Genomic DNA, 22,053 nt, shown 5'->3' on the forward strand with positions numbered 1-22,053 from the left:
TCAAAATAGGAACTCGGCTATGGTTAATGCATCAATAAAAATAAATTAAAAACGAGTTATTCTACAGGCTCGTTATGTGAATCTCACGGTAAGGAGTACCAATGAACAAATATATTTCAATTCTAGCTATTTCAATCTCTCTAATTTCAACCATTGCTTTTGCGAGTGATGATAAATTTGATTATGAGAATTTTGTTAAGCAATACCATCAAGCAATGACTAATACACAACAACCAGGAGCATCTAAAGAAGACTTAGAGATTTACTTGTCATTCTTAACTGATGATGTTGGTAATCAACATTTTCCTAATGCGCCAGATGACTCAAGAGAGCCTGATGGTAAAAAATTAATGCGTGAAGGTATGTCTCGATATCTAGGTGTTCATACCGATTATAAAGCAAAAATTCTTGAGTATATTGTTGGTTATAATTCCATAGCACTTAAACATACTTTCTCCGCTACAGGCTTACGTTCAGACGGCTCAGAGTTTAGCTATAACAAAGTGGTACTAGATGTTCTTGAGTTAGAAAATGGTAAAGTATCAGTAATTCGCAGGTACGGTAAATAATTCACATAACAAGGCGCTTAAACGGAAAAATTACAGTTGGCTCGCGCTTCGCGCAGTTTAGCCTAACTGTATTTTTCCGCCTAGCTTGGCGTTATAAACCTTAGGAAGTATCAGTGTGCAAATCGATATAGAAAATAAAGTTGTAAAAACTGAGAATGAAACTGTCGAAATACCTGAGGCTGTGATCGACCTACTGCAAGATAAGTCTGACTTGAACGATAGTCATCTTGTTGAAGCAAATCAGTTTCTCAAGCGCCTTGATGTGAAAAGGATAGGTTTTAATGGCTTAAGGCTTAATAATTGCTACGAATTTATTTTCAAAGTTGATGGTGACAAGTTCCTCGACTCTCATAGTGGTGGTTATGAAGTATCAACTAACATTGACAATGTGAAAGTTCGCATTGGCTCTCCTAGTGACTTTGCAATTTTAGTTATTGGCTGTAAAAATCCATTCATGAAAAGTTATTACATAGATAATGATATGTACCATTACATATCAATTTCATTTAGCTGCAAGGAAACAAAAGCTAGTGCAATATTTCAATATTCAAAGGTTCTCATAAACAAAATTCTATCAAAAGGTAACTCCTTTATTATGCCTGACGATGTATTTAAACCTGATGATACAACTGATGAGTGGGAAGATGATTTTGGTTTTGATCAGCCGTCACTAAATGATCTTGTCGATGATTTAATGGGACTTGAAGGTACTGAGCACAAATCCAAAAATAGAAGTAAATTATTCTCCTTAGTTGCTGAAGCATATCGTTTTAAAGAAGATGCAAGGTTTATTTCATATTTCAAAGTATTAGAATATCTTGGGCGTAGGCACCAAGCACAAAATGGTGAATCAAAAATATCTAAATATCTGTGTAACATGGATGAAGAGTTTAAAGCGCAAGTAATGCAAAAGGTGGGTGATGGGCTTGAATATGACAAAGTAGTGGAATGTATGAGAATTTTACGAAACATGATAGTCCACCCAACAGTCAAATTTCCTAGTAATACAACCATTTACCCAATGAAAAAGATCGTATGCTTTCAAAAAATCCTAATTTCAGAGCTAATAGGGTTCGATTTGTGAAAAACCGGCTTATAACAAGTCACTGCACGCGGAAATTTTACTCGCTTCGCTCCCAAAATTCCGGTGAGTGAGGCGTTAGTTTTCAAGGAAATTTATGGGGTCAATTTTGAGACTATTTTGTATTAGCTTAATCATGTTTGTATCTGGATGTGCAAGTATTTACGGAGTTACTGGTGCTGATGAAGGAAAAAAGGTTGGTGATTCGTTTGAGTATCACGTAATACACCCAGGTTTAGATGTAACAATCATTGAACCATATAGTGAAAAATTAATTCCTATAGAAACTATTGGTAAAAGCTCTCTCTCGCCCTTAACCCATACGATAAAGTTCGGGACTTCCGAGAAGATACATATTTTAAAGATCGTTGGGAAGTATGAGAAGGACTTGTATCTTGATGATACATACTATGGTTCTATCTGGAATGGAGATGTACTTGTAAAAAATGGAATACTATTTATTAATGGTAGAATTGCTGACAAAATTGAAAACTAACAAACCAAGTCATCGGAAAACCACTCACTGGCTGCGCCAAAAAACCAAAGGGGTCAAATCTTGACTTCAGACATCAGAACTTAAATTTCTCCAAGCGGCTTAATTTAAGCCATTATATTCCTCTAAAAGCGCAGCGTCTCTTATCCTCTTTGTGAATAAATATCTTCATTAAAAAGTACTCAGATAACAATTGAGCGTAATTAGTTAAGTTCTAACTATTTGTTAAATAGTAAGTTATCTTTGGATTTTTCTTCCTTATAACTTACTCTATGTACCTCATTGGCAGATTAATAAGTTGGCGTCATATGCCAAAGGATATTTATGAGTACTAAAAGTAGACGATTACGCAAAAAGTTGTATTTAGATGAATTTGCTATTCTAGGTTTTGAATTTACTTGTAATTTAAATGCTACAGAAGCGGAATTTGATTTATTACTAGATGAGCTTTTAGAATTCATCGATAAAAGAAAACTTTGTATTGCTGGTGGAGGTGACTGTAAGTCATTCAGTGGCTTTATTTGTTCTGTTAATCGTTACGGTTCGGCGACTAACCAAGATAGAGCAGACGTTGAGCTTTGGTTAAAGTCTAAAGAAAACATTTCAAATATTGTTGTTAGTCAACTAGTTGATGCAAACTACGCAGTGTAATGATTTATTTAAAGATTATTTGGTTGAAGACCAAAATGAGCAAATATTAACTTCACATATCAGAACTTAAATTTACAAAAGCGACTTAAAAGCCGTTATATTGCATATTAAGCACAGCATGATAAATCGGGTTGCCCCAAGTAAATTCATCATTTTTGTCGGATGGCGTGGCTTCGCCACTTATCCGACCTACGTTAAAAAGTAGGTTGGTTAAGCAGAAGGCGCCACCCAACAGAGTTCTTAAAGTTATTAAAGCGGCTTAATTCAAGCCGCTACTTTCCTCTAAAAGCGCAGCGTCTCTTATCCTCTTTGTAAATTAATTTGCTTTAAACAACATTAACTTTGCCTCTTTTCCATCCGTTAATATCGCTACATTACCTTCAGCAGTGACAAACACATCTCTGAGCCTGCCTGTGGCTTCTGGAAAAATATGAGTCTGGGTGTATTCACCATTCGCTAAATTAATACTGTAGAGCTTTTTATCGACCAATGTAGTAATAAGCACGTGGCGTTGCAGTGAAGGGAAGGCTGTATGCTTAGAGCCATAATATGCCATGCCTGATGGGGCGATTGAGGGCGTCCAATCTACGGCTGGTTTAGCCATTCCAGGGTAATCTCTAAAGGGGGAAATACGTGCTTGTGAATAATCGTCACCGTTGGTTATTACTGGCCAGCCGTAATTGGTGCCAGCTGTTAAATAATTGAGTTCGTCACCGCCAGCGGGGCCGTGTTCGTGGCTAATAATTTGCTGTGTATCGTGATCATAAACCAAGCCTTGCAAGTTACGGTGCCCGAGTGAATAAATGGCATGCGAGTTAGCGTTTTTGTGACTAATAAACGGGTTATCGCTTGGTATTGTGCCGTTTAAGTTTATGCGTAATGTTTTGCCAAGTTGACTGGTAATAACCTGTGCTTGCTCGCGGTAGTCAAAACCATCACCACTTGAAAATAATAAGGTATTATCAGGCAGCACAAGCGCGCGGCCAGAATAATGCTGCGGTGTGCCTTTATCGGTGGCGACTTTATAAATAATTTTTGGCGTTGAAAATTGCGCACCATCAAACGTGGCTTTGGCTATTACTAGCCTGTTTGCATCAAGCTCACCTTGGGCGTAAGTGAATATAATTTCTTTTGATTCACTGTAATTTGGCGAAAGCACTACATCAAGTAAACCACCTTGCCCTGCAACGTATAAGCCCTCGAAGTTTATTTTAACTCGGGTTTGTTGGTTGTTTTTAATGATAACAACATGGCCATCACGCTCGGTGATTAACCAGGTATTGTTTGGGAGTTTAACCATGCTCCACGGTGAATTGAGCCCTGTTGCTAAAGTACTAGCTGTGTATTGCTGTGTTGGTAACTCTGCACTGGCGTGACAAGAAAACGCTAAAAGTGACAGTAGCGTAATACAATATAGAGATTGTTTACCCTGCAAGCCTTTGCTAGTGTAAGGAAAAAGTTTTATTTTAAGTTGAGATAACCATGCAGTTTTTAACACGTATACTCCCGTCATTTTTAGTTTCTTGGTTACTTACATTCACTCTTGCTAGCTTGTTTCATAGTCAATACGTTGTCAATCAATTAGTTAATGTAGGTGTTGTAGTGAGTCTTAATGACCGTGTTAACTTAATCCTTGAAGATTGGCTTGGCTTGCTACCGACCTATGGCGCTATTATTGCTGTAGCACTTGCCATCGCGTTTTTATTAGTTACTTGGTTTATTGCTAAAAAAATGAACAAGCAAGGTACACAACTATTTGTTATTGCTGGTGTGGTGGCGTTTGCAACGGCGTTAATTGCGATTGAATCTATTATGAATATTACTATTATTGCAGGTGCAAGAGGTTGGGGTTTTTATGCGCAATTATGTGCAGGTGCAGTAGGGGGTTATGTATTTGCAAAACTTATTAAGGAAAATAAGCACAAGGCAGCGCATCACGGCTTTTAAGTCAGTATTGGTCTGCAATGTAAAAAGCCGCTATTAATATAGCGGCTTTTGTGTGAATAAATTGCGTCGTGATATCAAAAAATCAAACTAAACAGCTTGTAACCACTTAAGCCAAAAATAAGCACTAACATCGGTAAAGTAAGTAAGTTTACCAACATTGAGTTGGTGTATTTGCCCATTACTGATTTTTGGTTAACCAGCCACACTAGGTAGGTGGTTACAATAGGCAGTAATAGGCCATTAGCTGCTTGGGCAAAAATTATCACGGCAACAGGGTCTAAACCCAGAGATGCTACCGCCGCACCAAATAATAAAATAACAATGGCGACACTTTTAAAGCGGGTGTTATCCATTTTATTTGACCAACCTAACATGCCACATACTGCATATGCACCGGCAAGGGGAGCTGTTATTGCGCTGGTTAAACCTGCTGCAAATAAGCCAATAGCAAAAAAGTAATGGGCAGCATCGCCAAGTAATGGCTCAAGTTGTACCGCCATGTTGGCAGCGCTAATTTGCCCTGCATCTGTGCCATAAAATGCCACTGACGCGGTTGATAAAATTGCCAGCGTGATCACGCCACCTAAGGTGATAGACACACCCGTATCTACATTAGTTTGCTTAATAACTTTTTGCTTATCACTTTTGCTGTCGTGTCTTGCAGCTAAAACACCTGAGTGTAAAAATAAGTTATACGGCACTATGGTGGTGCCCACTAATGCCAATACGGTGGTAATTGAACCCTCAGGCATACTAGGAATAAACCCTGCTAACACATCACTCAGCGAGGGAGCAGCCATAACAAGTGTAGAGATAAACACTAGGCTCATTAAAATCACTAATAAAATAAGCGCGTTTTCAACGACTTTGTGTTTACCGCTGTAAAGTAACACCGCACTTAAAAATGCAATGAGTGGCGTCCAAAGCTGGGCATTAACATGAGGGAATATTTCAATTAATCCCATGCTGGCACCGCTAAGGTTGCCAGCCTCGTAGGCGGCACTACCTACTCCAATGGCGCTGATCACTAAAAATATAGCGAGAGATTTAAATAGGGGCGTTTCAATGTGAGCTCTTAGCGCTTGCGCTAAATCTTGCCCGGTGGCTACGCCAAGGCGCGCCGCCATAGATTGTAATAATATGGTGGCAATAACTGAAAACAGTAATGTCCATATTAGTGCAAAACCAAAGTTTGCACCTGCCACGCTGGCAGTCGTAATAGTCCCTGGTCCAATGAAGGCAGCGGTGACGAGTAGTCCTGGTCCTAATCGCATAATTGACCTTAATAGTACTTTTGTATATTGCTATTTAAAGTTACATCTAACGTTTTATAACGCGATGCCTGTATTATTGCTGCCACTTATATTAAGTGCCTTGCAGCGATAGCCGCCCCTTGGCAAACCCTTTTTTGATGATAATCATATGTTAAAAAAGGTCGCGTAGCATACCAACTTATGTATAAATTTAAAGGGGGTGTGGCGCGTTTGCACAAAATTAGTACAATCAACAAATAAAAGTAATAACTGCTTACCTCAGTTTAGGACTTATTTAACGACTTAAAGAATGACTGAATAACCTTAAATTGTTCACAGGTTTATGCCAATAACTATAGGCACTATAAACGCTTTGCACGCACTGTATTCAAGCAAAGGGTTTGAATGCCCTAAATATCAATTCATGCCATCACGGCTTTAATGGCCTCTAAGCCTTTTCGCAAAGTGCTGGCATCGGTTGCATAATTAATGCGAATACACTGGTGTTTGTGTGCCCAAGCATCATCAATACCAATAAAAAAATTATGCCCGGGAATAATATAAACATCCTGCTCTTTGAGCTTTTGGTAAAGTTGTTCGCTGGTTATTTTTGCCTCTTTAAACCACAGCCACATAAAAAATGCGCCTTCTACTTTGTGTAAGTAAACGGGGAGGTGGGCAAATATTTCATCAAACAAGTTCATTGCTGTTTGTGCTTTTTCTCGATAAAAAGGCAGCACTGAATTTTTACACAGCGGAAGGAGTTCATCTTCATTAATAAGGCGCGTTACTAAACTTGGGCCAAAACTGTTTGGCGATAAAACCATACTGCCATTTATACGGCCAATGGCTTTAATTATGTCATTGTTAGCCACTACAATACCGGTTCGCAAACCCGGTAGGCCAAGCTTTGAAAGTGACATGCATAAAATAGTGTTTGAGTTCCAGGTTAAGTTTGCGTCGGTATAAATACACCCAGGGAATGGGTCGCCGTAGGCGTTATCAATGATCAGTGGGATATTATATTGCTTAGCCAATAAATCGAGATGCTGTACTCCTTCATCAGTAATGACATTGCCTGTTGGGTTAGTCGGGCGCGATACACACAGTGCGCTAATGCTGCTGTCGCTTGCTAATACTTGCTCAACAGCTTTAAGATTAATGGTATATTTAAATTGGTTTGAGCCACTTTCAGTATTTAAAATTTCGATATCGGGCTTTATTGCTACAAACATATCGTCAGTTAAGCCTTGATCTGCATAGCCTACATATTCAGGTGCCAGCGGAAATAAAACCTTTTTATGGCCTCCATCAGGCATACTGCCAGCTAACAGATTAAATAACACAAAAAAATTGGCTTGGCTGCCATTACCAAGCGCTATATTATTTGCGGTTAAATCCCATGAGTATTCACTTTTTAGTTGCTTGGCCAGAGCTGCACGAAATGCATCATTACCCGTAGGGCCATCGTAAAGTCCAAATACGTTGGAAAGTGTATTATTAGCAACAAGCTTTTGTAACTCATTGATAAAAATATCATTAACCTCAGGCACTAGGGCCGGATTACCACCACCGAGCATAACAATATTTGGATTGTTACTGTTTTTAGCATCGCCTAAATCTTCCATTAACTGAGTAATACCATTAGGTTGAGTAAATTTAGTGCCGAAGTTTGAGTAACCCATAATGACCGTGTGCCTTAAAAAATGATAAGTTAGTGTAAATTAACACTATGAATTTGATATTGAAAAATTTTCACCGATTAGATTACTATAGCCATAACCCGCTATAATCATTTTTCATATTTTAAGTAGGGCAGCCTTATCAGCAACCTTGAATCACACACTAAAACACCTTTAAACACCACAGCAGACGATTCGGTTATTACTGATACGATTCTTAAAATTGCCACTTTTAATTTGTTTAATTACCTTGAGCCGCCTAATGCCTATTATGAATTTGAACGTATATACACCACAGAGCAGTGGGCTAAAAAGCAGCGTTGGCTTATTAATTACTTAACCGAGCATCAGCCTGATGTGATTGGCTTTCAAGAAGTATTTAGTATTGAGTCGCTTAAAGAATTAGTTAAAGAGCAAGGTTATGCGTACTTTGCCGTGGTAGATGAGCCCCAGGTAATCGACGACTTTATTTACAAACGCCCTGTAGTAGCGCTTGCTGCTAAATACCCCATCGTTGAAGTGGCAACTGTTGAGCATGACCATGAGCTTGCTAAAACCCTTGGCTTAACTGAGGATTTTACATTTAGCCGAAAGGTGCTTAGAGCTACAATAACCTTACCGCATATTGGCAACACGGATTGTTATGTGGTGCATTTTAAGTCTAAGCGCTCAATGATAGAGCTTGATGAGCAAAACAAAAACCTCGCACCCGAAAAAAATATTATCGAGCTATTAAAAGCCGATATAGCAGGGAGTTGGGGCTCAACTATTCAGCGCGGCAGTGAAGCCACATTACTGATGATAGACATCATTGCACGCCGCGAATCTACACAAAACCCAATGGTTTTAATGGGCGATTTTAACAACGACTTAGCTGATGGCGTTTTAAGCCATTTACTAACAAATACACTGCGCTTTGCCCCGACGTTTGACAGTAACACTTACCTTGCAAAATATTGCCTTAACGACGCATGGCAGTTATTTGCAAAGTCGCAATTAAATTTGGCTAATCAAAATAATGAAAATACAGTGGATTTAAAGCGAAAGCCTACCCATTATTTTGGCGCGAGCAGCTCAGTGCTTGACTACATTTTGTTATCTTGCGAGTTTGACTCAAGTTACGACGACAGCTTTTTTGAGGTGAGCCAGTACCATACTTACGATCGTCATTTAATTAACCCTGAATTTGAGCGTGATGATTTAAGCACAGATCATGGCGTGGTATTGATTAGCTTAGCATTAAGGACGTAACGGGTTTTGTTACTAAAAATTATAAGCTAATCTGCCGCTGACATAATTAATATTAAGGCGCTCAGTAGGTGCCTTGATGTTCTCCCTTTCCTTTATCCTGTTGTTTTAAAAAATCACTAATAATTAGTGCATTAACTCTAATTTATATTGATCCACATCATCTTTATTAACGGTGAGAGTGGTAGATTAGTGACGGTGGATTTTTAAGTTCGTTTAAATCGCTTATTACAACTACCCTTGATGTACTTACAAAGCAGGGTTGCTTTCATATAACAAATAGCGTGCTGTATCCTAAAAATTTTTACCTTGACTACCCTCACTTACATTACTTTATACATACATGGAGTTTTAGCACATGACAATTAAATCAACGTTCAAATCTTTGAGTAAGCTCGCTGTATTGGTCATTGTGGGGGGGGCTGGCTGGTATGCTTGGCAAACCTTGCAGCCTACATCATTTGCTGAACAACTCCCTGACAGTGTTGCCTATGGAAATGGGCGAATTGAAGCGACTGAGTACGATATTGCTACAAAATTACCGGGCCGCTTAGTTGATGTTATGGTGCAAGAAGGCGATATGGTCAAAGCGGGTCAAACGTTAGCGGTTATTGATACTGATGATTTAAATGCACAGTTACGTGAAGCTCAGGCGGGGCTTCGTGTTGCTAATGAGTCTCGTAAATACGCATTAGCGATTGTAGAGCAGCATAAAAGTGAGCTTAATTTTGCACAAACTGAATTGCGCCGCTCTGCAAAATTATTAGAAAAAGGCCATATTTCAACAGAAGTGGTAGATCAACAACGAACCACCTCTGCTATTGCGCAAGCTGCTTTAACCGCGGCAAACGTAAAAGTTGTGCAGTCGGATGCTGAAATAGAAGCAGCGCAAGCACGTATTGAGCGATTACAAAGCAACATAGCCGACAGCACGTTAACAGCACCAATCAATGGACGCATATTGTATCGATTAGCTGAGCCTGGCGAAGTGCTTGGCGGTGGTGGCAAGGTTTTATCGTTATTGGATTTAACCGATGTTTATATGAGTATATATTTACCAACAGCGCAAGCGGGCAAGGTAACAATAGGCTCACAAGCGCGCATTGTTATTGATGCTGTTGCCGAGTATACATTGCCGGCTAAAGTGACGTTTGTATCTGCACAGGCGCAATTTACCCCTAAATCGGTAGAAACCCGAAACGAGCGCGATAAACTGATGTTTAGAGTTAAGGTAAAGCTCGATTCGCAGTTATTAAAAGATCATATCAAACAAGTAAAAACAGGGGTGCCAGGGCTTGCTTATGTGTTGTTAGCGCCTGAAAAAAATTGGCCTACGTCATTACAGGTACGAGTGCCTGAATAATGGATAACGACGATAAAAACATTCAAAAGCCACCAAGTGAAAGTGTGGTTACGCTTACTAAGGTGAGCCATCGCTATGCTAATAATCGCGTGCTGGACAACATTAGTATTTCATTACCTGCCGGGAAAATGGTCGGGTTTATAGGCCCTGATGGCGTAGGAAAATCAAGCTTGCTGGCACTTATAGCGGGGGCAAGGGCGATTCAAGAGGGGGAGGTTGAGGTATTAAACGGCAATATGCGCAGCAGTGGTTTTCGTAATACGGTGTCGCCACGCATCGCTTACATGCCTCAAGGGCTTGGCAAAAATGTGTATCCAACACTTTCTGTGTTTGAAAATATAGATTTTTTTGGTCGTCTATTTTCTCAAAATAAAGCCGAGCGAAAACAACGAATTAATAACCTTTTAAAAAGTACAGGCTTAGAGGCATTTGCCGATCGCCCCGCAGAAAAGCTCTCTGGTGGGATGAAACAAAAACTCGGTTTGTGCTGCGCACTGATCCATGACCCTCAATTATTAATTTTAGATGAGCCAACTACCGGAGTTGATCCGCTATCGCGTCGTCAATTTTGGCAATTAATAAACAGTATTCGCGCTGAAAATACACAAATGAGCGTACTGGTTGCGACCGCCTACATGGAAGAAGCCGATGATTTTGATTGGCTAGTTGCTATGGACGATGGAAAAGTAATCGGTACGGGCAGCCCACAAAACCTGAAAGCGCAAACTAATACAGAATCGCTTGATGAAGCCTTTATAGCATTACTTCCTGAAGAAAATCGCCATGATCATCAGCGGTTAGTTGTGCCACCTCGTAAACAAGACTTAAACACAACTCAGTTCGCTATAGAAGCAAATGGATTATGTAAAACATTTGGCGATTTTACCGCTGTTAACAAGGTGAGCTTGAGTATTGAACAAGGTGAAATTTTTGGCTTTTTAGGCTCAAATGGCTGTGGCAAAACTACCACAATGAAAATGCTTACGGGGTTACAACCGGCAACCAGTGGCGAAGCAAAATTGTTTGGTGAAAAGGTCGATGCCAATAACATCGAAAGCCGCAAACGCGTTGGTTTTATGTCGCAAGCATTTTCGCTTTATAACGAGCTTACAGTGAAGCAAAACTTGGTATTGCATGCGCGTTTATTTCACTTACCTGCAGAGAAAATAGAGCCGCGCGTTAAAGATTTAATTACTCGGTTTAACCTTAAAAAATACAGTGACGATTTTCCTACCGATTTGCCCCTAGGTATTCGCCAGCGTTTATCGCTTGCTGTTGCGGTAGTACATAGCCCTGAAATGCTCATACTTGATGAGCCCACATCGGGGGTAGACCCCGTTGCAAGGGATGACTTTTGGCAGCTACTCATTGAGCTTTCGCGCGAACAAGGCGTGACTATTTTTATTTCGACTCACTTTATGGATGAAGCGGCACGTTGCGATAGAATTTCGTTAATGCATGCAGGTAAAATACTTGCCAGCGATACGCCAGCTGCACTGTGCCAAGCGCGTAATACCGACACACTAGAAGCTGCCTTTATTGAATATTTAGAAGAGGCGGTAAATGCAGCGGGAGCAAGCTCGGCGATACAAGCATCGATAACGGATAAACCCAAAGCATTGGCTACAGCGCCCGCTACTCGTAAAAATAACACTAACCCCACATTTAGTTTGTTGCGGTTATTTGGTTATGCGCATCGCGAAACGCTAGAGTTGTGGCGTGATCCTATTCGCCTAACGTTTGCTTTGCTGGGCTCGATAATTTTGCTGTTTATTTTAGGTTACGGCATTACATTTGATGTTGAAGATTTAAGCTTTGCGGTACTAGATCAAGACCAATCACCCGAGAGCCGCAACTACATTCAAAATATGGCAGGTTCGCGTTACTTTATTCAAAAAGCAGATATTAAAAGTCCGCAAGAACTTGATAAACGAATGCGCAGTGGTGAGTTAAGCGTGGCCGTTGAAATTCCACCTAACTTTGCTCAGCAATTTAAACGCGGCCGTAAACCTGAAATTGTAGTGTGGATTGATGGTTCTATGCCGTTTAGGGCAGAAACGATTAATGGTTATATGAGCGGCGTGTATTACAGCTATTTAACCAACTTATCTTTGCGCACTTATGCACAAGTACCAAACTTAGTGCCAGCTAATATTGAATCTCGCTATCGTTATAACCAAGATTTTAAAAGCATTGAGGCCATGGTGCCGGCGGTTATTCCACTACTATTGGTATTTATTCCTGCAATATTGATGGCGCTTGGCGTAGTGCGCGAAAAAGAGTTGGGTTCAATCATAAACTTATATGTAACACCGGTTAATCGGCTGGAATTTATTATTGGCAAACAGCTGCCTTACATTTTAGTGAGTATGATCAGCTTTTTTGGCTTAGTCGCACTTGCTATTACCGTGTTTGGTGTGGCGCTAAAAGGCAGCTTTTGGGCGCTTAGTTTGGCTGCATTATTATACGTTACAGCGACTACGGGGGTGGGGCTGTTAATTTCGGCTTTTACAAAAACACAAATTTCAGCACTTGCAGCCACTACGGTGGTGGTGTTGATGATTGCCGTTAACTTTTGTGGGCTAATTGACCCCGTTTCTTCCTTGGAAGGGTTTGGGGCGATTATTGGCAAACTGTTTCCAACCACCTACTTTTTAGAGGCGTGTCGAGGGGTCTTTAATAAAGCGCTTAATTTTTCTGATTTATCAGCCCAGCTACTGCCTTTATTCGCTTTTATACCCGTGCTGACTCTGGCCAGTGTATTTTTACTTCCAAAGCAGGACAAATAGCCATGCAACGTCGCGGAAACATTATTAATTTAGGTATTAAAGAGTTGCGTAGTTTATGGCGTGATAAGGTTTTGCTGCTATTCGTTTTTTTTGCTTTTACTGGGCTGATTTATGTAGTGGCTTCAGCCACGTCGATAGAGTTAAATAATGCGCCGATTGCTATTGTTGATCACGACCAATCGCAATTATCTAAGCGTATTATTAATGCCTTTTATGAGCCTTACTTTAAAACACCAGACAGTATTTCATTAAGCGATATTGACTCAGCTATGGATAATGGCCGTTATACTTTTGTGCTTAATATACCGCCTTATTTTGAGCGTGATGTACTTGCAGCTAAGCAACCTACGATTCAAGTAAATATAGATGCTACGCGTATGTCGCAAGCATTTATTGGTGATAACTATATTCAAACTATTATTAACGGCGAAGTAAATGAGTTTGTGCAAGGTTATCGAACCGTTTATTCATTGCCAATAAAGCAATCGGCGCACATTATGTTTAATCCAAACATGACAAGTGTATGGTTTGGTAGCGTGATGGAATTAATGAACGTGATCACAATGATTTCGATTATTTTAACTGGCGCCGCGGTGATCCGTGAACGCGAACACGGCACATTAGAGCATTTATTAGTGATGCCGTTAAGCCCCTTTGAAATAGTGATGGCGAAAATTTGGGCCAATGGATTAGTGATTTTATTACTGACTACGTTTTCATTATTTATTGTGATCGAAGGTTTGTTACAAGTGCCTGTTCATGGCTCGCCAGGCTTATTTTTATTTGGCGTTGCTATTCATTTATTTGCGACCACATCGCTGGGTATATTGTTAGGCACACAGGCGCGCACCATGCCGCAACTCGGGTTATTGATGATCTTAATTTTATTACCATTACAAATGCTCTCTGGCGGTGTTACGCCGCGTGAAAGTATGCCTGAGGTGGTGCAAAATATAATGTTATTGGCGCCAACAACGCAATTTGTAAAATTTGCTCAAGCAATTTTATACCGAGGAGCAGGGTGGGATGTAGTTTGGCCTTACTTTTTAGCATTAACTGTTATTGGCAGTGTGTTTTTTATTGTTGCATTAATGCGCTTTCGTAAATCAGTGGCGCAAGGTTAGGGTAATATACCAACCTGCATAAATATTTGAACAATTTAACGAATTAAATCACCCTTTAACGTTGTTAAAAATTTTTCATTTAGAACAACTAGATATCAAAAATTTTGCCTAGTTATAGAGCAATTTTCTTATCGTTAAAATAGATCCCATATCCAAGCAGATTGGTATTAAATATAACGCGTGTTTTCAAAAAATGACTTTAAGATAAAGCCACCCGTTAACGTTAAAGCGCTAATCGGTGGCTATTGAAGTATGGGGGAGTGATACCATCCGCAATAATAATTAAGCGAATGGGGATGACTTAGTTTAGTCTTGGGTTAATTTCTAAAGGAGACAGCGTAATGGTCGCATTACTGCTTGCACCTTTATATTCTTGATAGTCTTTGTTTTCAAACAGCGTGTAAAAAACATCAACATAATCGTCATTATTAGTAAACCACTCATCCGGCATTGCTTTAAGTAGTTCATTGGTCAGTATAGGGATAATGGCATAACCCTGCGCTTGTAAATCAGGAATGCTCGCCATTACTTGCTCTGATATTTCTAATAATTTTATTGCTAGAGTTTTATAGTTGGTGTTGTCATCTTGTTCCATTAAGAGTAAATCAACGATATCTAATATTGGTTCATCTCGGGTCGGGTCGATACCCGTTACAATGGCATAAATTTCAGCACCACCTGAGATCCAAGGTTCTTTGTCATCTTCTAAGCGTATTTTTTTCAATACACTAGTTTGCAGGGGTTGTTCATTGCTTAACTGGTTTTTTGGACTAACCGTGGTTTTACTGAATTTGTTAGTAGATAAAATTCCTCTCATTACTGCAATACCCGCATCTTGTACTTTTTGTTGATCTAATTCGACAATAAAGACAGGTTGGGTCGGCATTTGGTCAACACTAAGATAATGAATGTCACCATACTGATCGAACGCTTCAATCTCGCTCCATTGCGTATCGTCACCAGCGGGTGCAAATGCAAATAAAGGGCGTTCGCCTTGCTGCCAAGCGCTAAGCATTTTATCGCTTGCCAAACGCACTTGTAACAAACTACCGGTGTTTTGTGGTAAACCTTTCAGTTGTTGTAACGCGTTGTTTGCTAAACGAGTATTTTGTTGTGTGTGCATACCTAAAGACGGTAGCTGATCCGCATTCAAAACCAGTTTATATTGGCTTAGCGTTTGTTTAAGATCAGCGTTTAATACACTGTAATTAAGCGCTATTTGTTTTGCGAAATTGCGTTTAATGGTGGCTACGTCTTTGTATTGCGCAAACTTAGCCAAGTTTTCACCTTTTTCGATTTCATATTGAGCTGAAAAAGCGGGCGCTGATACACAGTTCAATAGCGCTAAGGTTACCAAGCATTTGGTTATTTTATTCATCATATTCATTTTACCGTTCCGTTATCAGTAACACTATAAAACAACACTTAGAATAAATGCTCAAATAAAAATTATAAAATACGTAATTAGTACTGGTTTTAAGTTGCGCTCAGACTCTAAAAAAATACCAAGACGCTGTGATAGAGTAAGTTTTATATAAAGAATGAATCTATTACAAAAAATTATTTTACTAAAAAGTAATTACTATATACATCAGTGGCTTATCTTTGGCTTGATAGTTGCTGTAACTACTACTCTAATAACAACACAAAGGATTAAACAATGACCGATATAGCACATTCAGCGTTTATAGCATTTTATTTATATTTAATTATGATGTTAGTTCAGTGGGCAGTGGCAACGTTTAGTAAAGCCAAACAGCCTGGGGCTGTACCAGGAAAAATTGATAAAGACCTATCTCATGAGAGTTTTATATTTAGAGCGCATCGCACCTTTCATAACACATTAGAAAATAGTGCGTTATTTATAGGAACGGTTTTATTTGCCTTTGTGATTAATTACCACAGTTCGGTTTTTGCAATCTGTATTTGGGTTTACGTTATTGCACGTTTAATTCATATGGCACTGTATTACGCCATTGCCACCGAGAAAAACCCCAGCCCGCGTAGTTACTTCTTTTTAATCGGTGTGATTACAAACATTGTGATGTTAGTGCTGTTAGGACTGCGATTAGCTAGTTAAGTAAATGATTAAAGCGAAAAGCAGACAGTCTCTAGCTTTTCGCTTACTTATTTTATTGGGCTGGCTTTGTTTTTCGCGTTACAATAAAACACATTAATGAGCCTAATGTAACTAATACTACGCCTTGCCAAAATGCGTTGGTGAGCGATAGTGATAAGTAAATAGAGGCAAATAGCGTAGACAATACAGGAGTAAAGTAAGACAAGGTGCCTAACAACACTAGATTACCGCCAATGATTGCTTGGTTCCATAGTGCGTAACCTCCACCAATAACCACCCCTGCCAGCAATAAAGTAAAACTAGAATATACGTTAAACTCAAAGCTGGGTTCATTACTCAATCCGTAACTTATCCATAAAAAGATTGCCGTGGCTGCAAAAAATATACTAATGGCATTTTTACCCTCGCTAAGTTTTACCGTTACACTGCAATACACAGCCCAAATAAACGCCGCTGCAAATGCCATGGAGTAGGGTACTGGATTGTCACTAATATTAGCGGTTAATACTTCCACAGATAAACCACTATTACCTGCAATGCACCATGCAACGCCTAAAAACGCAATCAGTATGCTGGGGTAGACTAATACGCTTACTTTAGTGCGGTTAACAATAATCGAAAATAAAATGGTTAACGCTGGCCAAAGGTAGTTAATAATCGCCATTTCCAACGCTTGCTGGCGACTATTTGCAAAGCCGAGGGATAACGCTAAACACATTTCGTAAATAACAAATAAGCTACCACCAAAGACTAAATAGCGTTTTGGGTAATTGCTTAGCCTTGGTACACCCATGACTAGTATTAAAAAAATCGCACTGACGCTGTACATTAAAGCAGCGCCACCAATTGGGCTAAATAGTTCTGATAAGTCGCGAATAAAGGCAGTTAAACTGCTCCAGAGCAAAATTGCGAGCACCCCAAACAGGGTGTATTTGTGTTTACTTAATAAAGACATAATAAAATTCAAAGCGTGATGATAAAACACGGGGAATGTGGCATTTTATGATTTAAAGAACAAGCATATGTATCAAAATGCCGACTAAATGCTTATAAATTATATTTAAGATCAATAGCTAAGGACAGAATGTAGCATTAAGCAGGGCAAGCTTAATATTCAGCTTGCCCTGTTAACCTAATTACTCAACGCCAATAAAACCACCGGTTTGATGCGCCCAAAGAGCAGCGTAAATGCCGCCTTGGGCAATTAATTCATCGTGACTGCCTTGCTCTACAACGCCGCCTTCATCAAGCACGATGAGTCTGTCCATTTGTGCAATGGTCGATAATCGATGGGCAATGGCGATTACTGTTTTACCTGTCATTAAATCATCTAAGCTTGCTTGAATAGCCGCTTCGACTTCAGAGTCTAAAGCGCTGGTGGCTTCATCAAGTATGAGGATTGGTGCGTTTTTAAGTAGTACGCGTGCAATAGCAATACGTTGGCGCTGACCGCCTGACAGGGTGACCCCTCGTTCGCCTACTTGCGCATCAAAGCCTTTGTTGCCTTTGCTGTCTTCTAAATCGGTTATAAAATCAAGGGCTTTGGCTTGCTTAGTCGCATCGAGCATTTCGGCTTCTGTGGCATCGGGTCTGCCGTATAAAATGTTATCTTTTACTGAACGATGCAGTAGGGATGTATCTTGGGTAACCATAGCAATATAGCGGCGAAGGCTTTCTTGGCTTACATCCGTGATATTTTGGCCATCAATACTAATGCTGCCTTTGTCGGTGTCGTAAAAGCGCAGCAACAAGTTAACTAATGTGGATTTACCCGCGCCAGAACGACCCACTAAGCCGATTTTTTCGCCGGGTTTAATGTTTAAGTTTAATCCGTTTATTACGGGGCCACGGTTATTTTCATTCGCGGCTTTACCGTAGTTAAAATATACATTATTAAAGTCGATTGCCCCTTGGGTGACCTTTAACGTTTCGGCTTCTGGTTTGTCAGCAACCGCAATAGGATTAGAAAGGGTGCGCATGCCATCGGCTACGGTACCAATGTTTTCAAACAAGCTGCTAATTTCCCACATGATCCATTGGGCCATACCATTAAGCCTTAACGATAAACTCAATGCCACGGCAATCGCTCCTGCACTAATGGCGCTTAACGACCATAAATACAAAGACACTGCTGCCACCGAAAATACCAGTAAATAGTTCAAGCTTTGAATAACCACGTTAAGGCTGGTTACCAAACGCATTTGTTTATATACAGGCTGTAAAAATACATCCATGCTTTGTTTAGCATATTGCTCTTCGCGTTGAGTATAAGAAAACAGCTTAATGGTTGAAATATTGGTGTAGCTATCAACAATACGGCCAGTCATTTCTGAGCGTGCATCAGCTTGTGAGCTAGCAATGCTTTTTAACCGTGGTACAAAGTAAATTTGCACGCAAATATATAATGCTAACCACACTAATAACGGCAGCATTAAGCGCCAATCTGAGGCGGCTACTAAAAACACCATTGAGCCAAAATAAACGGCAATGTACATCAATACGTCAAGTAACTTAGTGACTGACTCACGCACGGCCAATGAGGTTTGCAGCACTTTAGTAGCTATTCTTCCGGCAAATTCATTTTGATAAAAGCTAACACTTTGGCGTAATAAATAACGGTGCGCTAACCAACGTATCGACATCGGATAGTTGCCCAGCAGTGCTTGGTGTAAAATAGCCGACCTAAAAAAGACTACCATGGGCATCACGACCAAGAGCATTAACCCCATCTTTATTAATTCGGATTGTTGCTGTGAAAATAGCTCGTTAGGGGTGTACTCGCCGAGCCAGTCAACCAGTTGCCCCATGTAACTAAATAAAGACACTTCTAAAATAGCTAATAATGCGGCACTGAGCGACATAAGCACTAACGACAGTTCCATGCCTTTGGTGTAATGGCGGCAAAAGGCAAATAAGGTATTAGGAGGCTGAGATGGAGAACGCTCCGGGAACGGTTTAGTCATCCGTTCAAATAATCGATACATATTAGAAGCTTATTAAGTATTTATAGAGGTATCCCACTATACCATTGTAAAGCGCAAAGGCGCAGTGGGAATGAGGTATTTAGCTGTTATCTTAAGTTAAGTTAACGATTTACAGTTTTGTATGACCGGTTTTATTTTTTACCAGCCAGTAAGATATACCTAAGGCTAAAGTCACTAATGCAAGGCCAATAATTTGCTCTGAGGTCACTAATTTTAAATCTAAAACAATAATTTTACGCGCCACAGCCATTAGTGCGGTGGCAATGACCAGCTCAACCGGAAGTGAACTGGAGCCTAAATATAAACGAATATTGGTAAATATTTCTACCGCAATAAGCACCACCATAAAAGCACCAAAGGTTTGCAGAATGTCTTCAATGTTTAATAAAAAGTAAGGGGGAGAGCTCAATCGCATATATAAAACATATACTACATCAGCAATACTCCAAAAAATAACTAGCACCATGAGCACCGCTAATATTTTAATAGCAAAGCGAATCGCATGATGTAAATACTGCATAAGCGGGTCAACATGATCCTCAGGTAATTCTTCGTGTTTCTTCATATTTTTACAGCACCTTATTATTTTTAAACTGGGTATATAAAATGATAGCTGATTAATCGTGTTTCTCTCTTTAATATACGTACAAAACAGCATAAGTGATTATTTTTATTAAACTAGAAACTGAGCAAGCGATAGCTAAACTAAGCGTGTTAATTAAATGTAATTTAACCTGAGGTTTTTAACGTCTATCTCAAATGCATTGCTGTATACCTGCAGAGCTGTCATTTTAAAAACATCAACAATAAGGATTAAACTGCTATGTCAATTTCACCTTTAAAGTTAGTTACTCGGATTATTAAGTATAGTGCGGTTGCATCTGTTTGTAGCGCGTCATTTTATAGTGTGGCTGCACAAACCACACAACAAGCATCATTGCACAATATTGCAGATCAAATTTCAGCGCAGCGTATTGGAGATGATATTCAAACGTTAGTGGATTTTGGTACCCGCCATACTTTATCTGAAACTAAATCGGATACCCGTGGTATTGGCGCGGCAAGACGCTGGATAAAAAAAGAATTTGAAGCAATTTCGGCACAGTGTGGTGGCTGTTTAGAGATACTAGAAGTAAAACAAACCATCTCGGGTGAAAAGCGCATTCCTGAACCCGTGGAAGTGGTTAACATAATTGCGATTCAGCGCGGTAACACCGATCCTAACCGTATGGTGATGATGTCGGGAGATATAGACTCACGCGTTAGTGATGTTATGGATTTTACTAGCGATTCACCTGGGGCAAACGATAATGCATCAGGGGTTGCCGGTGTGATTGAAGCGGCACGGGTGTTATCGCAATATACATTTAATGGCTCAGTGGTATATGCAGCACTCTCAGGTGAAGAGCAAGGTTTATTTGGCGGTAAAATTTTAACTGCTTATGCACAAAAAAATAACTGGCAGGTTCATGGTGTTTTAAATAACGACATGATTGGTAACATTACCGGCATTAATGGCGTAACCGATAACACCACTGCACGTATTTTTTCTGAAGGTACGCGTGTAGTTGAAACTAAGGAACAAGCCCGTACTCGTCGTTTTACTGGCGGCGAAGTTGACTCAGCGAGCCGTAATTTAGCGCGTTACATAGACACCATTGCTGATAAATACATTGAGAACTTAGATACCATGCTGGTATACAGACTCGACCGTTTTGCACGAGGCGGGCATCATCGTCCGTTTAATGATGCGGGTTTTGCGGCTGTGCGCATTATGGAAACCAACGAGCATTATGATCGCCAACATCAAGACCTGCGCATCGAAAATGGGGTAGTGTACGGTGATACTATTGATGGGGTGGATTTTGATTACGCCGCAAAACTTACCTCGTTAAATGCGGTAAGCCTTGCGTCAATGGCGTGGGCTCCTGCGCCACCAAAAGAGGTGAAAATTAGTGGTGCCGTACGCGCCAGTACCACTCTTTCTTGGCAGCCAACAGAGGATAAAAATGTAGCAGGCTATCGTATATACTGGCGATATACTAGTGAACCACAATGGCAATACAGTCAATGGGTTGATAAGGTCAGTGAATTTACCCTAAAAAATGTGGTTATTGATAACTACTATTTTGGAGTTGCTAGCGTGAATAAACAGGGTATTGAGTCGCCAGTGGTATTCCCAGGTGCTGTGGGTTCGTTTGATCACAACATAAAGTAAGTGTACTTTGCTTAAAAACCCAGCAAACAGCTGTGAATAAGGTGTTAAGCACGCTATTTATGCTTGCGCCTTATTTGTTATGCCCTTAAAGTGTAAACAAAGAAGTAAAAAGGTTATTAAAATGCAGCAACAAGAACAAAAACCATTAACACCAGAGCAGCAAGCTGAACTTCAGCAACAAGAAATTCAATGGCAGCGCGAATGTTTTCAAAATGCGCAAAAACATTTAGCTGAAAAAGGCATTATGCCTAAAACCTTGCTTGAAAAAGAAAGCCGTTTTTTAGCGCCTTTATGCGCGCTTTGGAAATTTAAAGCGCAAAACGGTAAAAGCTACTGGGTGATCACCGGTCGTTTACCAACTGATCACGCTGAAGCGTCTGCAGCAAAAGATGCACGTGATGCCATGCGTTATTTTTCACTGCAGTGGCAGTTAAAGGCCGACCAAATTATTACCGCGGGTGCACGAGATAAAACCCAAGCCGACTTTGCAAACTTACTTATAAACCGTGCTCATGGCTTATATGAAATGCATGAAAATGAGCAGCTTTGGGCAAAAGAACCAGCTTAAAAA

The 22,053-nt window shown here is 40.0% G+C and carries 19 protein-coding genes; 12 read left to right on the forward strand and 7 right to left on the reverse strand.

Features of this window, described 5'->3' with window-relative positions; genetic code table 11:
• Window positions 1-101: 101 nt before the first annotated feature.
• The 4 genes from AAEY57_RS04750 to AAEY57_RS04765 all read left to right on the forward strand — a co-directional run bounded on the left by AAEY57_RS04750 (window position 102) and on the right by AAEY57_RS04765 (window position 2,794).
• The gene (locus tag AAEY57_RS04750) at window positions 102-569 is read left to right on the forward strand and encodes a nuclear transport factor 2 family protein (RefSeq protein ID WP_131692155.1); all 468 of its coding nucleotides are present in this window, start codon (window positions 102-104) and stop codon (window positions 567-569) included.
• A 115-nt stretch (window positions 570-684) separates the two neighbouring features.
• Window positions 685-1,653 (forward strand): hypothetical protein, encoded by a 969-nt coding sequence (locus tag AAEY57_RS04755; RefSeq protein ID WP_350606645.1) that lies wholly within the window; start codon window positions 685-687, stop codon window positions 1,651-1,653.
• Window positions 1,654-1,747: 94 nt separating this feature from the next.
• Window positions 1,748-2,146 carry a hypothetical protein gene (locus AAEY57_RS04760; RefSeq protein ID WP_350606647.1) on the forward strand — a complete coding sequence of 133 codons (399 nt, stop codon included), beginning with the start codon at window positions 1,748-1,750 and terminating at the stop codon, window positions 2,144-2,146.
• A 321-nt stretch (window positions 2,147-2,467) separates the two neighbouring features.
• Window positions 2,468-2,794 (forward strand): YggL 50S ribosome-binding family protein, encoded by a 327-nt coding sequence (locus AAEY57_RS04765; RefSeq protein ID WP_350606650.1) that lies wholly within the window; start codon window positions 2,468-2,470, stop codon window positions 2,792-2,794.
• Between the two features lie 316 nt (window positions 2,795-3,110).
• Here AAEY57_RS04765 and AAEY57_RS04770 read toward each other — a convergent pair whose 3' ends face one another.
• On the reverse strand, window positions 3,111-4,292 hold the full coding sequence (locus AAEY57_RS04770) for a PQQ-dependent sugar dehydrogenase (RefSeq protein WP_350606651.1): 1,182 nt from the start codon (window positions 4,290-4,292) through the stop codon (window positions 3,111-3,113).
• On the opposite strand from AAEY57_RS04770, the gene AAEY57_RS04775 reads away from it, so the two are divergent.
• On the forward strand, window positions 4,277-4,741 hold the full coding sequence (locus tag AAEY57_RS04775) for a hypothetical protein (protein ID WP_350606654.1): 465 nt from the start codon (window positions 4,277-4,279) through the stop codon (window positions 4,739-4,741). The two genes, AAEY57_RS04770 and AAEY57_RS04775, sit on opposite strands and share 16 nt — an antisense overlap.
• A gap of 74 nt (window positions 4,742-4,815) precedes the next feature.
• Here the strand turns inward: AAEY57_RS04775 and AAEY57_RS04780 are convergent, their stop codons facing one another.
• A complete protein-coding gene (locus tag AAEY57_RS04780) occupies window positions 4,816-6,015 on the reverse strand; it encodes an Nramp family divalent metal transporter (protein ID WP_350606656.1) in 1,200 nt (399 codons plus the stop codon).
• Window positions 6,016-6,416: 401 nt separating this feature from the next.
• A complete protein-coding gene (locus AAEY57_RS04785) occupies window positions 6,417-7,679 on the reverse strand; it encodes a valine--pyruvate transaminase (RefSeq protein WP_350606659.1) in 1,263 nt (420 codons plus the stop codon).
• A 234-nt stretch (window positions 7,680-7,913) separates the two neighbouring features.
• On the opposite strand from AAEY57_RS04785, the gene AAEY57_RS04790 reads away from it, so the two are divergent.
• The 4 genes from AAEY57_RS04790 (at window position 7,914) to AAEY57_RS04805 (ending at window position 14,200) form a co-directional block, all read left to right on the forward strand.
• Window positions 7,914-8,927 carry an endonuclease/exonuclease/phosphatase family protein gene (locus AAEY57_RS04790; protein WP_350606661.1) on the forward strand — a complete coding sequence of 338 codons (1,014 nt, stop codon included), beginning with the start codon at window positions 7,914-7,916 and terminating at the stop codon, window positions 8,925-8,927.
• A 355-nt stretch (window positions 8,928-9,282) separates the two neighbouring features.
• Window positions 9,283-10,287, forward strand: coding sequence for an HlyD family secretion protein (locus AAEY57_RS04795; RefSeq protein ID WP_350606663.1), 1,005 nt, complete (start codon window positions 9,283-9,285; stop codon window positions 10,285-10,287).
• On the forward strand, window positions 10,287-13,076 hold the full coding sequence (gene rbbA, locus AAEY57_RS04800) for a ribosome-associated ATPase/putative transporter RbbA (RefSeq protein ID WP_350606666.1): 2,790 nt from the start codon (window positions 10,287-10,289) through the stop codon (window positions 13,074-13,076). Before AAEY57_RS04795 ends, rbbA begins: the two co-directional genes overlap by 1 nt.
• A 2-nt stretch (window positions 13,077-13,078) precedes the next feature.
• Complete coding sequence (locus AAEY57_RS04805) at window positions 13,079-14,200, forward strand: ABC transporter permease (RefSeq protein ID WP_350606669.1); 1,122 nt, start codon at window positions 13,079-13,081, stop codon at window positions 14,198-14,200.
• 301 nt (window positions 14,201-14,501) lie between these two features.
• Here the strand turns inward: AAEY57_RS04805 and AAEY57_RS04810 are convergent, their stop codons facing one another.
• Window positions 14,502-15,581 (reverse strand): DUF3103 family protein, encoded by a 1,080-nt coding sequence (locus AAEY57_RS04810; protein ID WP_502935487.1) that lies wholly within the window; start codon window positions 15,579-15,581, stop codon window positions 14,502-14,504.
• A gap of 279 nt (window positions 15,582-15,860) precedes the next feature.
• On the opposite strand from AAEY57_RS04810, the gene AAEY57_RS04815 reads away from it, so the two are divergent.
• Window positions 15,861-16,280 (forward strand): MAPEG family protein, encoded by a 420-nt coding sequence (locus tag AAEY57_RS04815; protein ID WP_350606673.1) that lies wholly within the window; start codon window positions 15,861-15,863, stop codon window positions 16,278-16,280.
• A 52-nt stretch (window positions 16,281-16,332) separates the two neighbouring features.
• Here AAEY57_RS04815 and yddG read toward each other — a convergent pair whose 3' ends face one another.
• From yddG to AAEY57_RS04830, 3 genes are all read right to left on the reverse strand, one after another.
• Window positions 16,333-17,235, reverse strand: a complete 903-nt coding sequence (gene yddG, locus AAEY57_RS04820) for an aromatic amino acid DMT transporter YddG (protein WP_350606676.1) — start codon at window positions 17,233-17,235, stop codon at window positions 16,333-16,335.
• Window positions 17,236-17,416: 181 nt separating this feature from the next.
• On the reverse strand, window positions 17,417-19,264 hold the full coding sequence (locus AAEY57_RS04825; RefSeq protein ID WP_350606679.1) for an ABC transporter ATP-binding protein: 1,848 nt from the start codon (window positions 19,262-19,264) through the stop codon (window positions 17,417-17,419).
• A gap of 109 nt (window positions 19,265-19,373) precedes the next feature.
• A complete protein-coding gene (locus tag AAEY57_RS04830; protein WP_008110035.1) occupies window positions 19,374-19,829 on the reverse strand; it encodes a phosphate-starvation-inducible PsiE family protein in 456 nt (151 codons plus the stop codon).
• A gap of 258 nt (window positions 19,830-20,087) precedes the next feature.
• Between AAEY57_RS04830 and AAEY57_RS04835 the strand changes: the two genes are divergently transcribed.
• Together AAEY57_RS04835 and AAEY57_RS04840 are read left to right on the forward strand one after the other, a co-directional pair.
• On the forward strand, window positions 20,088-21,482 hold the full coding sequence (locus tag AAEY57_RS04835; RefSeq protein WP_008110034.1) for a M28 family peptidase: 1,395 nt from the start codon (window positions 20,088-20,090) through the stop codon (window positions 21,480-21,482).
• 121 nt (window positions 21,483-21,603) lie between these two features.
• Window positions 21,604-22,050: a DUF4826 family protein gene (locus AAEY57_RS04840; protein WP_008110031.1), complete on the forward strand. Its 447-nt coding sequence runs from the start codon at window positions 21,604-21,606 to the stop codon at window positions 22,048-22,050.
• The last annotated feature ends 3 nt before the right edge of the window (window positions 22,051-22,053 follow it).

Origin of the sequence: Pseudoalteromonas sp. MER144-MNA-CIBAN-0113 (assembly GCF_040308965.1) — a bacterium.
Taxonomy (GTDB): Bacteria; Pseudomonadota; Gammaproteobacteria; order Enterobacterales; family Alteromonadaceae; genus Pseudoalteromonas; species Pseudoalteromonas tetraodonis.

Bases quoted from the DNA above. Each gene is read 5' to 3' on its own strand.
- AAEY57_RS04750 (WP_131692155.1), top strand. From the start codon at position 102: ATGAACAAATATATTTCAATTCTAGCTATTTCAATCTCTCTAATTTCA.
- AAEY57_RS04760 (WP_350606647.1), top strand. From the start codon at position 1,748: ATGGGGTCAATTTTGAGACTATTTTGTATTAGCTTAATCATGTTTGTA.
- AAEY57_RS04765 (WP_350606650.1), top strand. From the start codon at position 2,468: ATGAGTACTAAAAGTAGACGATTACGCAAAAAGTTGTATTTAGATGAA.
- AAEY57_RS04775 (WP_350606654.1), top strand. From the start codon at position 4,277: ATGCAGTTTTTAACACGTATACTCCCGTCATTTTTAGTTTCTTGGTTA.
- AAEY57_RS04780 (WP_350606656.1), bottom strand. From the start codon at position 6,015: ATGCGATTAGGACCAGGACTACTCGTCACCGCTGCCTTCATTGGACCA.
- AAEY57_RS04785 (WP_350606659.1), bottom strand. From the start codon at position 7,679: ATGGGTTACTCAAACTTCGGCACTAAATTTACTCAACCTAATGGTATT.
- AAEY57_RS04795 (WP_350606663.1), top strand. From the start codon at position 9,283: ATGACAATTAAATCAACGTTCAAATCTTTGAGTAAGCTCGCTGTATTG.
- rbbA (WP_350606666.1), top strand. From the start codon at position 10,287: ATGGATAACGACGATAAAAACATTCAAAAGCCACCAAGTGAAAGTGTG.
- AAEY57_RS04805 (WP_350606669.1), top strand. From the start codon at position 13,079: ATGCAACGTCGCGGAAACATTATTAATTTAGGTATTAAAGAGTTGCGT.
- AAEY57_RS04810 (WP_502935487.1), bottom strand. From the start codon at position 15,581: ATGATGAATAAAATAACCAAATGCTTGGTAACCTTAGCGCTATTGAAC.
- AAEY57_RS04815 (WP_350606673.1), top strand. From the start codon at position 15,861: ATGACCGATATAGCACATTCAGCGTTTATAGCATTTTATTTATATTTA.
- yddG (WP_350606676.1), bottom strand. From the start codon at position 17,235: ATGTCTTTATTAAGTAAACACAAATACACCCTGTTTGGGGTGCTCGCA.
- AAEY57_RS04825 (WP_350606679.1), bottom strand. From the start codon at position 19,264: ATGTATCGATTATTTGAACGGATGACTAAACCGTTCCCGGAGCGTTCT.
- AAEY57_RS04830 (WP_008110035.1), bottom strand. From the start codon at position 19,829: ATGAAGAAACACGAAGAATTACCTGAGGATCATGTTGACCCGCTTATG.
- AAEY57_RS04835 (WP_008110034.1), top strand. From the start codon at position 20,088: ATGTCAATTTCACCTTTAAAGTTAGTTACTCGGATTATTAAGTATAGT.
- AAEY57_RS04840 (WP_008110031.1), top strand. From the start codon at position 21,604: ATGCAGCAACAAGAACAAAAACCATTAACACCAGAGCAGCAAGCTGAA.